We start from the raw sequence: 12,895 nt of genomic DNA, 5'->3' as shown, positions 1-12,895 counted from the left end.
CTGCTTGTTGGGACTTCATTGTAGCCAAAACGACCCCATCCAGCGCCGCATCCCGGCCGGGCAAAGGGTCGTTGCAGGCCGCCAACAAAGATATTGTCAACAGGTTATCCACAGACTCTTGTTGACAAGTTTGGCAATTCTGGGAGGTCTCAGGTCATTCTGGAATGACCTCTCATATCCCAATCGCAATGGCGCGCTCAACCCTGGGATTGTAGCCAGTTTCAAACGCTTTCCAGGCGAGTTATCAACAGCAAATGCGCAAGAAAAAGACGGGCAAGCCGTGCCGAAAGTCCGTGTATTTTTTTCAAGGTGGAATCCTGAGGGGGTTTTCAGGTACCCCGCAGGAACCTGGAGGCCGCTTTTCAACGGCCCCTCCTGGTCACTTGGTCGGGCGGATCAACACATACTGCGCGGCATCGCCCCGGCGCACCAACACGTTGACCGGGCGCCCCTTCTCGGATTTGGCCAGCGCCGCTTCGAACTGGCGCACATTGGCCACCTGGCTGTTGCCCAGGCTCAGGATGAGGTCACCAGGGCGCAAGCCCGCGCGCGCGGCCGGTCCATCGACCTCTTCAACCAGGACACCACCATTGACCTTGAGTTCGGCTTTCTGGGCGGCCGTGAGGTCGCTCAGGCCCAGCCCCAGGGACGCCACGGCGGTGGCCTTGGGCTCGTTGGGCACCTTGTCACCACCACCTTCAGCCGCCTTGGCGGCCTTCTCAAGGTCCAACTCAACGACGGTGACGTTCAGCTCCTTGTAAGCCCCGCGGCGGAAGACCTGCAGGATCGATTTGGTCCCGGGCTTGGTGCCACCCACCAGGCGCGGCAAGTCCCCCGCGGTCTCGACCGGCACACCATTGAACTTGGTGATGATGTCACCCGCCTCCAGCCCGGACTTGGCCGCCGGACCACCAGGCTCGACCATGCGGACCACGGCGCCTTGCGCCTTGCCCAGCCCCAGGGACTCGGCCACCTCTTTGCTCACCGGCTCGATCTGCACGCCGATGCGGCCACGCACCACCTTGCCGCCAGAGCGCAACTGATCGGCGATCCGCACCGCGTCGTCGATTGGGATCGACAGCGAGATACCCATGAAGCCACCCGAACGGCTCAGGATTTGCGAGTTGATCCCGACCACTTCGCCGCGCATGTTGATGAGCGGGCCGCCCGAGTTGCCGGGGTTCACCGCCACGTCGGTCTGGATGAAGCGCACTTCTTCGCCCGTGTCCCGGGCCTTGGCGCTGACGATGCCCGCGGTCACTGTGTTTTCGAGGCCAAAGGGCGTGCCGATGGCCATGACCCACTCGCCCACTTTCAAGCGGCTCACGTCACCGATGCGCACGGACGGCAGCGTCTTGGCTTCGATCTTGAGCACCGCGACGTCGGTGCGCTTGTCAGCGCCTACCACCTTGGCCTTGAACTCGCGCTTGTCGGTCAAGGTCACGTAGACGTCATCGGCACCATCGATCACGTGGGCATTGGTCATCACCAAGCCATCCGCGCTCAGGATGAAGCCCGAACCCAGTCCACGGGGGCGCTCCTCGCCTTGATCGGCATTGCCGCCTTTGGGCTTCGCCTTTGGCGTGCCCTTGCCCTGCCCTTGTCCAGGCATGGGCGTGCCAAAGAAGCGGCGGAAAAACTCGCGCATCTGCTGGTCGGCGTCGTCACCGTCCTCATCGGCGTCAGTGGAGACCCGCTGTGTGGTGCGGACGCTGACCACCGAGGGGCCCACGTGTTCCACCAATTGGGTGAAGTCGGGCAAGCCTTGAACCAGCAACGGGGCCGGAGGAGTATTGGGCGCAGGCACGGCCGGCGTGGCCGCCGCCAGGACGGTGGCTGGTTGCGCTTGTTGGGCCTGTGATGCATGCGGCAGCAAACTGGAGCTCAACAACAGACCCACGGCCATCAAGACGCCCCCGACGACCAGGGTGCGACGCAGGACCGAACCGGAAGAGCCCGACTGGAAAGAAGATGTCATTGCTGAAAACCTCAAAAATGCAAAACGAGTGACTGTTGAATGAACGTTGGAGTTGTTCAACCGGATGACAGTTCACCAAGCGATGGTTTCTGTTGGTAAAGCCACACCGGCAGAACGAAGCGCACAAATGGGAACGCCGCCTGGATCAACCGCAGCGGCGTCATGTCGAGAACTGGTGGGTTTCAAACAATCTGGCGATCAAGGAGACTCATAGAGCACGTTCCGCACCAAGCCGCCATGGTTGGCGAAAGACTGATCGCCTCCGTTGCCCGGCACCCGACGTGCGGACAAAGCCTGCTCCAGTTGAGGATCGCGCCAGACCGCTGCACCCGCCGCCGCGGGATCAACGTTGGCCGTGGAAGATGCCGACGGAAACTCGGCGCCTTCGGCCAACGAGGCCGCGGTGACCCCACTGCCAGTCCAGGCAGCTGCCGTGGTGGTGCCGGCCGGTGCAAAGGCTTGGGAATGTCCTGCTGCAGGGAACGAGCCTTGGGCCAGCGTGTTGCCAGACAAGGCCGGATCACCGGGTTGCAAGCCGCCCTGGCTGGTCACCAAGGCACCAACGACCATCACGAAGCAAGCGGCCACGGCCATGGGGCCGGCCCACACGCGCCGACGCAGCGGCTCGGCCGGAGGCAACGCTGCCACGCCAAGGTCCACCACCGAACTTTGGTGGCGAGCCACCAACCCTGCTGGCGCCAGCACCACCGGCTCTTGAACCAGGCGCTCACGGAATGACTTCAGGAATCGGGCACTGCCCGAGGCATCGGCCAATTCATCAGACCGCATGACGTCGCCGATGAGGTGGTAATCGCTCCAGCGGGCACGAGCCTGGACATCGTCCCGCCATGCGGCACATGCGAGAGCGACCTTGGCCGCGTCGGCCTCGCCATCGGCCAAGGCCGACAGCGCCTCGAAGGGCAAATCATCATCCGTGCGACGGTCAGACATGGGCGAACTCCGTGTCGGTGTTGAAATCAGGCCAATTCATTTTGGCCAACATGGCAGTTCAGATGCGCCTCTTCACAAAAAGTTCACTGAACTTCACCAACGATCGCCATCCTTCGTGTCCAGCAAGGGACGCAGGCGCTGGGCGATGGCATCCCGGGCCCGAAAAATGCGTGACCTGACCGTGCCGATGGGACACCCCATCACCTCGGAGATCTCTTCGTAACTGAGGCCCTCGATTTCCCGCAGGGTGATGGCCTGGCGCAGGTCTTCGGACAAGGCTTCGATCGCCGCGTTGACCGTGCTGGCGATCTGCCGGCTGGCCATGAGGGATTCGGGGTTCTCGCCCGTGGTGAGTTCGTTCTCAACGCGCGAGGTGTCCATGTCGTCCCCATCGGCAGCGCCGGCCCGGGACGATTCGGTGACCAAAGGGTCGCGGCGTAAACCGATCAGTGCCTTCTTGGCCGTGTTGACGGCGATGCGGTAAAGCCAGGTGTAGAACGCGCTTTCGCCCCGAAAATTGGGCAAGGCCCGGTAGGCGCGGATGAACGCCTCCTGGGCGATGTCCTCGACCAGGTCGACATCGCGGACCATGCGGGCTATCAGGCGCTGGATGCGGCGCTCGTACTTGACCACCAGCATTTCGAAGGCACGTTGATCGCCGCGCTGGACACGCTCGACGAGCAAGGCATCCACATCGACGATGGGGGTGACTGGCCCGGCCTCCTGGCCTTCCACGCCCACCGTGGCCGACGGATCAAAGGATTCGGCCGACACCGGCTGATCGGCCATCGTTGGCGCGGCGGTGATCACGACCTCTGGCTCACTGGGCGGGCCCGAAGGTCGGCGGGGCGGACTCATGACCGGCCTCCCCGGTGGTTGGCTGAGGGAAACTCCAGGATCGCGGTTGGGGCGAAGTCACTGTGGGGCATGGCCATCCTCCGCGCGTGCGCGTCCCGGCGCACCGCGCTGATGCCAACATCGTGGCCGATGGTTTTGAATGATGAAAGCAAGTTGGACCATTGACGTTGAATATCCACGGATGATGCCACCACCACGGGCCCCTCCGCAGACAGAGGCCGATCAAGCCCGACCGCGTTGGCCCGGCTGCTGAACAACAAGGCCCGCAAATGATGCCCGGCCGTGCCTTGCAGGCCAACCCGGGCATCCACCCAGAACCACGCCTGAGGGTGGAAACCACGCGCCACTGGCCCCATTTTCACCAATACCCATGGGCCCAGTTCAAAGACCACGTGGACGGAAACGGCATGAGGCCAGCCCGGCACGGACCAGCCAGGCGACACCACCATGGGGTCGTGGCCTGGACGGCATGACGGCAGTCCACCCCAGTGCAAGGGCACCCAGGTGGACTGTGCAAGACGCCGCCAAAGTTGAAAGGCCATCCACCACCAAGGCAAGCCCACGGCCATGGCCAGAACGGGCTCGGACCACGCCTCTTGGCTCGACCAGGCCTGCGCGAAAAGGGAGGCGGCCCACGCCAGCAGCACCGCGGTGGCCAGGGCGAGCAAGGCGCGCGCAGCCCAACGCAAAGGGATGGCCTGGGTCACGCCGAGCGGCAAGTGCCACTGCCCCGTGGTGCCCAGCAAGCCGTGCTGAATCGGCACAGCTTGGTTGCCCGCCGGGTCGGCGATGCCGTCAGCGAAGGTCATGGCCAGGGCGTTCGGTTGCTCGAAGCGAGGGACTCAGACCCGCTTGAACACCAGCGAACCGTTGGTGCCGCCGAAGCCAAAGTTGTTCTTCAAGGCCGCGTCGATCTTCATTTCGCGCGCGGTGTTGGCGCAATAGTCCAGGTCGCACTCGGGATCCTGGTTGAAGATGTTGATGGTGGGTGGCGAGATCTGGTGGTGGAGGGCCAGCACCGTGAACACGGATTCGATGCCGCCCGCGCCGCCCAGCAAGTGGCCGGTCATGGACTTGGTCGAATTGACGACCAGCTTGTGGGCATGGTCGCCGAATGCGCGCTTGATGGCATTGGTTTCGTTCAGATCACCCAGGGGGGTGGAGGTGCCATGCGCATTGAGGTACTGGACCTGGTCCGGGTTCAGGCCCGCGTTCTTCAAGGCCGCGACCATGGACCGGGTGGGACCATCCACGTCGGGGGCGGTCATGTGGTACGCATCGGCGCTCATGCCGAAGCCGCTGATCTCGGCGTAAATCCTCGCGCCACGCGCCTTGGCGTGTTCGTATTCTTCGATCACCATCACGCCGGCGCCTTCGCCGAGCACGAAGCCGTCGCGGTCCTTGTCCCAGGGGCGCGAAGCCGTTTGGGGATCGTCGTTGCGCGTGGACAGCGCGCGCGCGGCCGCGAATCCTCCAATGCCCAGGGGTGACACGGTGGCTTCGGAGCCACCAGCGACCATCACGTCGGCATCGCCATACTCGATCATGCGGGCGGCCTGGCCAATGCTGTGCAGGCCCGTGGTGCAGGCCGTGACGATGGCCAGGTTAGGCCCCTTGAAACCGCAGTGGATCGAGACGTGCCCCGAAATCATGTTGATGATCGAGGCGGGGACGAAGAAAGGAGAGATGCGGCGAGGACCACGCGCCGCGTACTCCTGGTGCGTGTCCTCGATCAAGGGCAAGCCCCCGATGCCCGAACCGACGATGCAGCCAATGCGCTCGGCCACTTCCGGCTTCAAGGCCTCGCCCACGGGCAAACCTGAATCCTTCACGGCCTGGATGCTGGCAGCCAGACCGTAGTGGATGAAGGTGTCCATGTGCCGGGCATCTTTGGCGGGGATGTAGTCCTCGATGTTGAAGCCCTTCACCTCGCCCGCGAACTTGCAGGCAAACGCCGAAGCGTCGAACTTGGTGATGGTGTCGATGCCGGACTTGCCAGCAATCAGATTCGACCAGGACTCATCGACCGTGTTACCCACGGGAGTGACGAGCCCTAGACCGGTGACAACGACGCGACGACGGGTCATGCTGGATGGAGGCAAAAAAATTAGGGGTAGAGACGACCGAGGCCCCGAAGGGCCCCAGTGGTCAGCAGATCGCTATTTTAGGCCTTGGCGTGGCCCTTGGCATAGTCGATGGCAAGCTGGACCGTGGTGATCTTTTCAGCTTCTTCATCGGGGATCTCGATGCCGAACTCGTCTTCGAGCGCCATCACCAGTTCAACGGTGTCCAGCGAATCAGCGCCCAGATCGGCCACGAAGGCTTTTTCAGGGGTGACTTCGGATTCGGCTACACCGAGTTGTTCGGCAATGATTTTCTTGACGCGTGCTTCGATATCGCTCATGACTCCTCCAGGAGGGGGTGCAAATAAACCGGGGATTTTACCGGGTTAGCGGCGCAAACCGCCAAACCCGAAAAACGAATTTGAGAACCCCGTAAAAACTCAATTCATCAACATGCCACCGTTGACGTGTATTTCCGTCCCGGTGATGTAGGAAGCCTGAGCCGAGGCCAGAAAGGCCACGGCTTCGGCAATGTCTTCAGGTTGACCCAGGCGCCCCAGGGGAATCTGGGCCTTCAAGATCGCTTGCTGTTCTTCGGTCAGGGCGCGGGTCATGTCGGTGTCGATGAAGCCCGGCGCCACGCAGTTGACGGTGATATTGCGGCTGCCCAGTTCGCGCGCCAGAGCGCGTGTCATGCCAGCCACACCGGCCTTGGCCGCCGCGTAGTTGGCCTGGCCGGCATTGCCCATCGCGCCCACCACCGAGGTGATGTTGATGATGCGCCCATGGCGCTGCTTCATCATGGCGCGCATCACGGCGCGGCTGGTGCGGAAAATGGCCTTGAGGTTGGTGTCGATCACCGCGTCCCAGTCCTCGTCTTTCATGCGCATGGTCAGGTTGTCGCGCGTGATGCCGGCGTTGTTGACCAGCACGTGCAGGGCGTCCTGCTCTTTCAGGATGCCATCGATGGCAGCGTCCACGGCGGCGGCATTCGTCACGTCCAGGACCAGGCCCTTGCTGCCGTGGAAGGCACTCAAGGCTTCGCTGATGGCTTGCGCGCCGGATTCGGTCGTGGCGGTGCCCACCACGGTGTAGCCGCGCTGGGCCAGGGTCACGGCAATGGCCCGGCCGATGCCACGGCTGGCGCCGGTGACGAGCGCGACTTGCTTGGGAGATTCGCTCATGACAACAGGCCTTTCGCTTCCACCAGGGAAGCCGGGTCGAAGATGGTGGTGCTGATCAGTTCACCATCGATGCGCTTGACCATGCCCGACAACACCTTGCCAGGACCACATTCGATGACGTGGCTCAGGCCACGGGCCTTGAGCGCCTGGATGGTTTCCACCCAACGCACCGGACCAAAGGCCTGACGATACAGGGCATCGCGCAGTTCATCGGCCTGGGTGACCGAGGCCACGTCGATGTTGTTGATGACGGGGATGGTCGGCACCGAGAAGGTCGTGCTGGCCAGCTTGCCCTTGAGCTGCTCGGCGGCGGGCTTCATCAGGCTGGAATGGAAAGGAGCCGACACGGACAGCAGCAACGCACGCTTGGCGCCCGCGGCCTTGAGCACCACGCAAGCCTGGTCGACCGCGGCTTTGGTGCCAGCGATCACAGTTTGCTTGGGGTCGTTGAAATTGACGGCCTCGACGGCTTCTCCGCTGGCCTTGGCGGCCTCGGCACATCCCGCCCTGACGGCGTCAGCGTCCAGACCCAGGATGGCGGCCATGCTGCCGACACCCACCGGCACCGCTTCCTGCATCGCCTGAGCGCGGAAACGCACCAGGGGCAAGGCATCGGCCAGGGTCAGGGCACCCGCGGCGACCAGCGCGGTGTATTCACCCAGAGAGTGCCCAGCCACGGCGGCGGGCTTCAGGCCAGTTTCAGCCAGCCAGGCGCGCCAGCAGGCCACCCCCGCGACCAGCATGACCGGCTGCGTGTTGGTGGTGAGGTCCAGCGCTTCTTTCGGGCCTTCGGCGATGAGGCGGCCGATGTCTTCACCCAGGGCTTCGGAAGCCTCGGCCAGGGTGTCGCGCACAGCAACATGCCCTTCCCAGGCGTTGAGCATGCCCACGGACTGCGAGCCCTGCCCTGGAAACACGAATGCGAATGAGGTCATCTTGTTTGTGTCCTTACTACCTGCAGAAAATCAATAATCCACCAACACGGCGCCCCAGGTGAAACCACCCCCGACGCCCTCCAGCAAAAGGGTCTGGCCCCGTTGGATGCGGCCGTCGCGCACGGCGACATCCAGGGCAAGTGGCACGGAGGCCGCCGAGGTGTTGCCATGCTCTTCCAGCGTCACGATCATCCTATCGTCCGGCAATTGCAGTTTGCGCGCCGTGCTCTGCATGATGCGCAGATTGGCTTGGTGCGGCACCAGCCAGTCGATGCAGGAAGCATCGCGCCCGGCCGCTTGCAATACTTCGATGGCCACTTGTTCAAGCGCCGTCACCGCCAGCTTGAAAACGCCCGGGCCATCCATTTTGACCGTGGGATCGCCGAGCACTGCACCACCCGACACGGTGCCCGGTGCGCACAGCATGCCCGCCTGCTGTCCATCGGCGTGCAGGCGCGAGGCCACGATGCCTGGCGTGCTGGAAGCCTCCAGCACCACGGCACCAGCCCCATCGCCGAACAACACGCAGGTGGTGCGGTCTGAGAAATCGAGCAAACGGGAAAACACCTCGGCGCCGATGACCAGCGCGCGCTGAGCAATACCCGACTGGATCATGGCATCGGCCACCGTCAAGGCATAGACGAAACCGGAGCACACGGCCTGCACGTCGAAGGCCGCGCAACCGCGCACCCCCAGCTTTTGCTGGATCAGGCAAGCCGTCGAGGGGAACACCATGTCGGGCGTGGACGTGGCGCAGATGATGAGGTCGATGTCCGAGGCCTGGAGGCCCGCGGCGTCCAGGGCCTGGCGGGCGGCCAGTACGCCCAGGTCACTGGCGCCCACCTCGGGCTCCGCGAAATGGCGCGCACGAATGCCCGTGCGCGACACGATCCACTCGTCGGAGGTTTCGATGCCCTGCCTGGCCAACTGATCGGCCAGGTCCTGGTTGGTGAGTCGTCTTGGCGGCAAATGCGCGCCAGTACCGGCTATGCGTGAGTGCTTGATGGGCATTTCAAGGGGGCCATGTGGCGCTTGCTGGCAAACACCCCACGACCCTGTGAACACGACCCGATGGATCAGGCAGCGCGGTCAACCGCACCAGATGCCGAACCAACAGCCGTCGACGTGCCTTCTGAACCGGTCTGACCAACTGCTTGCGCAACCGGCAGACCTTCGAGCGATGCCGCGATGCGGTCATGCACACGTTCCAAAAGGCTGTGGCGAGCCGCATCATAGGCCCTGTTGATGGCCAACTCGAATGCAAAGGCATCGGCGGAACCATGGCTTTTGAACACCAGCCCACGCAAACCCAGCAAAGCCGCGCCGTTGTAGCGGCGGTGATCGGCCCGTTTCTTGAACTGGTTGAGCACCGGCATGGCCGCGAGGGCCGCCAGTTTGGTCAGCAGGTTGCGTGAAAATTCCTGCTTGATGAAATTGGCCAGCATGGACGCCAGGCCTTCGGCGGACTTGAGGGCCACATTGCCCACGAAGCCATCGCACACGACGATGTCGGTCGTGCCCTTGAAAATGTCGTTGCCTTCGACATTGCCTTGAAAATTGATCAAACCCTTGTCGCCCGCGTCGCGCAGCAGTTCGCCGGCGCGCTTGATGACTTCACTGCCCTTGATGACCTCTTCGCCGATGTTGAGCAAGCCCACGGTGGGCGATTCCTTGCCATCGACGGCCGACACCAAGGCGCTGCCCATCACGGCGAACTGCAGCAGGTGTTCGGCGCTGCAATCGACGTTGGCGCCCAGATCGAGCACGGTGGTCGAGCCATCGAGCTGGTTGGGCAGGCCGAAGGCGATGGCGGGCCGGTCGATGCCTTCCACTGTCTTGAGGACATAGCGGGCGACGGCCATCAAAGCACCGGTGTTGCCGGCAGAGACACAAGCGTGCGCATTGGCGGGAGCATCGGCCGAAGCCTTGACCTGCGTGACGGCCACGCGCAAAGACGAGTCTTTTTTGCGGCGCAGGGCGACCTCCACCGGGTCGTCCATGGTGACGACTTCGCTGGCGGGCACCAGCGTGACTCGCTCCCAATCCTTGGCGGGCGCCAGGGCCTCGGGCAGGCCCACCAGCAGGAGTTCGGCCTCGGGGTGCTTGGCCAGGAACGCCTGGCAGGCCGGCAAGGTGACCGAGGGACCGTGATCGCCCCCCATGCAGTCAACCGAGATGCGAACACGGCCTTGGCGATCCGGGATCGCGGCACGCCCTGACGGCGAGGAAGAGAGGGGCGAGACAGTCATCGGAGGGTCTTGGGGAGGGGTATTGCTTGGCGAGCCCAAAACAACGAAAGGCCGGGGGACCGAATTGCGTCAGTCCTGTCCAGCCCTTTGCTTCTTGACCATGCTTGAAGAACCCGGCACACGGCCAGGTCGTCAAAAATCAAGCGTCAGCTTTGGTCTTGAGCACCTTGCGGCCACGGTAGAAGCCGGTGGGGCTGATGTGGTGACGCAGGTGGATTTCGCCGGTGGTGCTTTCGACGGCGGTGCCCGGGGTGTTCAGCGCGTTGTGCGAACGGTGCATGCCGCGCTTGGAAGGGGACTTTTTGTTTTGCTGAACGGCCATGGATGACTCCAGAAACCGAGCCTCACGGCCCGTTGAGTGCAAGATCGCACGACTTTAAACGCTCAAGTGAGCGCCAGCCGTGCAGCCTGCAAAGTGTTGACAAATTGTTATATCCCGGGACCTTTCCCGGAAAAGCCATAGATTCTAGCACGAGAGCGCCTGAATATTCAAATCAGGAGCCGCCCTTTTTCAAGGCCGCCAATACCGCGAAAGGATTGGGTTTGTCCGGCGCGGCCTCTTCGTCGACAGATTCTTCGACGGGAGAACCATCCGGCGCCACCAGGCCGGATTGCATCAGCGACTGCACGTCCGTGGGGCATTCATCGTGCCTGGGAACGATGGGTTGGGCCAGGATGAGCTCATCCTCGATCAGGGCAAGCAAATCGAACTGACGGCTGATGGCCAGCACGTCGTCTTCCGATTCGGCATCGAGGGTGGCGGCGGTGGCTTCATCGGCCACGAAGCGGACCGTGTGGTCCACGGTGACCGGGATGAACACCGGTTGCAGGCAGCGCTGGCACTCCCAGGGCAGATTGCCCTCGGCGTGAAGGTCCAGCCACATCTGGGGAGCACCGACGCGCTGGGGTTCAAGGCGCCCCTCGGCCCACCAGGCCAAAGGAGTCAAGGGCGACAAATCGAGGTCCTGCGCCAAGCCCGAAGCCAAACGGCTGAGCGCCACCACGGGCAATTGCCCTTCCAGGCGGGACTCTTCATTGATGAAGGCCCCCAAGTCGAGTTTGTGGGGCAAAAACGTGCGTGCATTCATGCTGTGTAGTGTAGAGGCAGGACAATGGAGGGATGACATCGACCACCCCGACCGAATTCCCCCGCTTGATCCTGGGCTCGACCTCCCCTTACCGACGCGAACTGCTGCAAAGATTGGGAATCCCCTTCGATGTTCAGGCGCCGCAGGTCGATGAAACACCCCAGCCCGGCGAGTCGCCCGCCGACTTGGCGATGCGCCTGGCCTTGGCCAAAGCCCAGGCTGTTGCCGCACAGCACCGGGATGACATCGTTGTGATCGGCTCCGACCAGGTGGCGGACCTGGCCGGGCAAGCTCTGGGCAAGCCCGGCACGCATGAACGCGCCGTGCGCCAATTGACGGCCATGCGCGGCCAGACGGTGCTGTTCCACACGGCCGTGGCGGTCGTGCGCGCCACCACCGGTTTCTCGCAGACGGTGATGAGCACGGTCCGCGTTCACATGGGCCACTACAGCGATGCCGACATCGACACCTACCTGCGCTGCGAACAGCCCTACGATTGCGCCGGCAGCGCCAAGTCCGAAGGATTGGGCATCGTGCTGCTGGACCGCATCGAGTCCGACGACCCCACCGCCCTGATCGGCCTGCCGCTGATCTCCACCACCCGAATGATCCGACAAGCGGGGCTGGATCCCCTGGCCTGGCGCGCCACTCACCTCACCAAGTCATGACCAACACACCTCATAAAACCAAGGGGCGCCTGCTGCTGATCCCCAACACCCTGGACTTTGGCTGCCTGGCCGAAGGCCCCGACGCGCCGCCCCTGCCCGATGTGCGCGACACCCTGCCCATGGGCGCCTTGATCGCGGCCTCGCGACTGCAACACTGGGTGTGCGAAAACGCCAAGACCACGCGTGCTTTTCTGAAACGCGTGGACGCGGTCACGCCGCTGTCCGCCCCCTTGCAATCCCTGGACATCCAGGTGCTGCCCCGGCCCAACAAAGGCGGCGAGAAAAGCGCCAACAAGACGCACAAGAAGCCCGACGGCAAGCCTGCACCCAACCCTGATGCCGAGATCGACGCCTTGCTGGCCCCGGCCCTCGCCGGCGGCGATGTCGGCCTGATGTCGGAAGCCGGCCTGCCTGGTGTGGCCGATCCGGGCGCGGCGCTGGTGCTCGCCGCCCACCGCTTGGGCGTGACCGTCGTGCCCATCTCCGGCCCCAGTTCCTTGGTGCTGGCTTTGTCCGCCAGCGGCCTGAATGGCCAGAGCTTCGCCTTCGTGGGCTACCTGCCGGTCGATGCCATTCAGCGCGGCGACCGCATCCGCGAGCTGGACCAGTTGTCCCGCAAGGCCCGCCAGACTCAGTTGGTCATCGAGACCCCTTACCGCAACACCGCGCTGTGGTCCGCGCTCGTCAAGCACCTGCACCCTGAAACCTGGCTGAGCGTGAGCTGCGGCCTGACGCTGGAGCAAGGCTGGAGCCGCACACAGCGCGTCGGCCATTGGCAGAAGAACGCTTTGACGCTGCCGGACGACATTCCGGCGGTGTTCGCCTGGCTGGCGGCCTGAACCACCCACGGGGCGCCTCGCTTCTTGCCACAATGCTTCATGGCTGATGTTTTCAACGAATGAATACGACCGTGTCTTCCAC

14 protein-coding genes are annotated in these 12,895 nt (G+C 63.5%); 2 read left to right on the top strand and 12 right to left on the bottom strand.

Features of this window, described 5'->3' with window-relative positions:
- Positions 1-379: 379 nt before the first annotated feature.
- From ACREB4_RS20540 to ACREB4_RS20485, 12 genes are all read right to left on the bottom strand, one after another.
- Entirely contained in the window at positions 380-1,978 is a 1,599-nt protein-coding gene (locus tag ACREB4_RS20540) for a DegQ family serine endoprotease (protein ID WP_431590105.1), read from the bottom strand.
- A 198-nt stretch (positions 1,979-2,176) separates the two neighbouring features.
- Positions 2,177-2,929 carry a sigma-E factor negative regulatory protein gene (locus ACREB4_RS20535; protein ID WP_431590104.1) on the bottom strand — a complete coding sequence of 251 codons (753 nt, stop codon included), beginning with the start codon at positions 2,927-2,929 and terminating at the stop codon, positions 2,177-2,179.
- 93 nt (positions 2,930-3,022) lie between these two features.
- Positions 3,023-3,787 (bottom strand): RNA polymerase sigma factor RpoE, encoded by a 765-nt coding sequence (gene rpoE / locus ACREB4_RS20530; RefSeq protein WP_431590103.1) that lies wholly within the window; start codon positions 3,785-3,787, stop codon positions 3,023-3,025.
- Entirely contained in the window at positions 3,784-4,596 is an 813-nt protein-coding gene (locus ACREB4_RS20525; RefSeq protein WP_431590102.1) for a hypothetical protein, read from the bottom strand. The genes rpoE and ACREB4_RS20525 overlap by 4 nt, the downstream gene beginning before the upstream one ends.
- A gap of 33 nt (positions 4,597-4,629) precedes the next feature.
- Entirely contained in the window at positions 4,630-5,874 is a 1,245-nt protein-coding gene (fabF, locus tag ACREB4_RS20520) for a beta-ketoacyl-ACP synthase II (protein WP_431590101.1), read from the bottom strand.
- Positions 5,875-5,951: 77 nt separating this feature from the next.
- A complete protein-coding gene (gene acpP, locus ACREB4_RS20515; RefSeq protein ID WP_230181537.1) occupies positions 5,952-6,191 on the bottom strand; it encodes an acyl carrier protein in 240 nt (79 codons plus the stop codon).
- A 99-nt stretch (positions 6,192-6,290) separates the two neighbouring features.
- Positions 6,291-7,034: a 3-oxoacyl-ACP reductase FabG gene (fabG, locus tag ACREB4_RS20510; protein ID WP_431590100.1), complete on the bottom strand. Its 744-nt coding sequence runs from the start codon at positions 7,032-7,034 to the stop codon at positions 6,291-6,293.
- Positions 7,031-7,969, bottom strand: a complete 939-nt coding sequence (fabD, locus tag ACREB4_RS20505; protein WP_431590099.1) for an ACP S-malonyltransferase — start codon at positions 7,967-7,969, stop codon at positions 7,031-7,033. Before fabD ends, fabG begins: the two co-directional genes overlap by 4 nt.
- A gap of 30 nt (positions 7,970-7,999) precedes the next feature.
- Positions 8,000-8,980, bottom strand: coding sequence for a beta-ketoacyl-ACP synthase III (locus tag ACREB4_RS20500; protein ID WP_431590098.1), 981 nt, complete (start codon positions 8,978-8,980; stop codon positions 8,000-8,002).
- A 65-nt stretch (positions 8,981-9,045) separates the two neighbouring features.
- Positions 9,046-10,218, bottom strand: coding sequence for a phosphate acyltransferase PlsX (plsX, locus tag ACREB4_RS20495; protein ID WP_431590097.1), 1,173 nt, complete (start codon positions 10,216-10,218; stop codon positions 9,046-9,048).
- A gap of 139 nt (positions 10,219-10,357) precedes the next feature.
- A complete protein-coding gene (gene rpmF / locus ACREB4_RS20490; protein ID WP_230181541.1) occupies positions 10,358-10,540 on the bottom strand; it encodes a 50S ribosomal protein L32 in 183 nt (60 codons plus the stop codon).
- A 172-nt stretch (positions 10,541-10,712) separates the two neighbouring features.
- Positions 10,713-11,306, bottom strand: a complete 594-nt coding sequence (locus ACREB4_RS20485; protein WP_431590096.1) for a YceD family protein — start codon at positions 11,304-11,306, stop codon at positions 10,713-10,715.
- 32 nt (positions 11,307-11,338) lie between these two features.
- Between ACREB4_RS20485 and ACREB4_RS20480 the strand changes: the two genes are divergently transcribed.
- Entirely contained in the window at positions 11,339-11,974 is a 636-nt protein-coding gene (locus tag ACREB4_RS20480) for a Maf family nucleotide pyrophosphatase (RefSeq protein ID WP_431590095.1), read from the top strand.
- A complete protein-coding gene (locus tag ACREB4_RS20475) occupies positions 11,971-12,813 on the top strand; it encodes an SAM-dependent methyltransferase (protein WP_431590094.1) in 843 nt (280 codons plus the stop codon). The genes ACREB4_RS20480 and ACREB4_RS20475 overlap by 4 nt, the downstream gene beginning before the upstream one ends.
- Positions 12,814-12,895 lie beyond the last annotated feature (82 nt).

It is taken from the genome of Aquabacterium sp., from assembly GCF_050725395.1.
Lineage (GTDB): Bacteria > Pseudomonadota > Gammaproteobacteria > Burkholderiales > Burkholderiaceae_C > Aquabacterium.
This window is presented reverse-complemented; position numbering and strand designations above follow the sequence as displayed.

Excerpts from the sequence above, each read along its gene's own strand:
- ACREB4_RS20540 (WP_431590105.1), bottom strand. The coding sequence starts at position 1,978 with ATGACATCTTCTTTCCAGTCGGGCTCTTCCGGTTCGGTCCTGCGTCGC.
- ACREB4_RS20535 (WP_431590104.1), bottom strand. The coding sequence starts at position 2,929 with ATGTCTGACCGTCGCACGGATGATGATTTGCCCTTCGAGGCGCTGTCG.
- rpoE (WP_431590103.1), bottom strand. The coding sequence starts at position 3,787 with ATGAGTCCGCCCCGCCGACCTTCGGGCCCGCCCAGTGAGCCAGAGGTC.
- ACREB4_RS20525 (WP_431590102.1), bottom strand. The coding sequence starts at position 4,596 with ATGACCTTCGCTGACGGCATCGCCGACCCGGCGGGCAACCAAGCTGTG.
- fabF (WP_431590101.1), bottom strand. The coding sequence starts at position 5,874 with ATGACCCGTCGTCGCGTCGTTGTCACCGGTCTAGGGCTCGTCACTCCC.
- acpP (WP_230181537.1), bottom strand. The coding sequence starts at position 6,191 with ATGAGCGATATCGAAGCACGCGTCAAGAAAATCATTGCCGAACAACTC.
- fabG (WP_431590100.1), bottom strand. The coding sequence starts at position 7,034 with ATGAGCGAATCTCCCAAGCAAGTCGCGCTCGTCACCGGCGCCAGCCGT.
- fabD (WP_431590099.1), bottom strand. The coding sequence starts at position 7,969 with ATGACCTCATTCGCATTCGTGTTTCCAGGGCAGGGCTCGCAGTCCGTG.
- ACREB4_RS20500 (WP_431590098.1), bottom strand. The coding sequence starts at position 8,980 with ATGCCCATCAAGCACTCACGCATAGCCGGTACTGGCGCGCATTTGCCG.
- plsX (WP_431590097.1), bottom strand. The coding sequence starts at position 10,218 with ATGACTGTCTCGCCCCTCTCTTCCTCGCCGTCAGGGCGTGCCGCGATC.
- rpmF (WP_230181541.1), bottom strand. The coding sequence starts at position 10,540 with ATGGCCGTTCAGCAAAACAAAAAGTCCCCTTCCAAGCGCGGCATGCAC.
- ACREB4_RS20485 (WP_431590096.1), bottom strand. The coding sequence starts at position 11,306 with ATGAATGCACGCACGTTTTTGCCCCACAAACTCGACTTGGGGGCCTTC.
- ACREB4_RS20480 (WP_431590095.1), top strand. The coding sequence starts at position 11,339 with ATGACATCGACCACCCCGACCGAATTCCCCCGCTTGATCCTGGGCTCG.
- ACREB4_RS20475 (WP_431590094.1), top strand. The coding sequence starts at position 11,971 with ATGACCAACACACCTCATAAAACCAAGGGGCGCCTGCTGCTGATCCCC.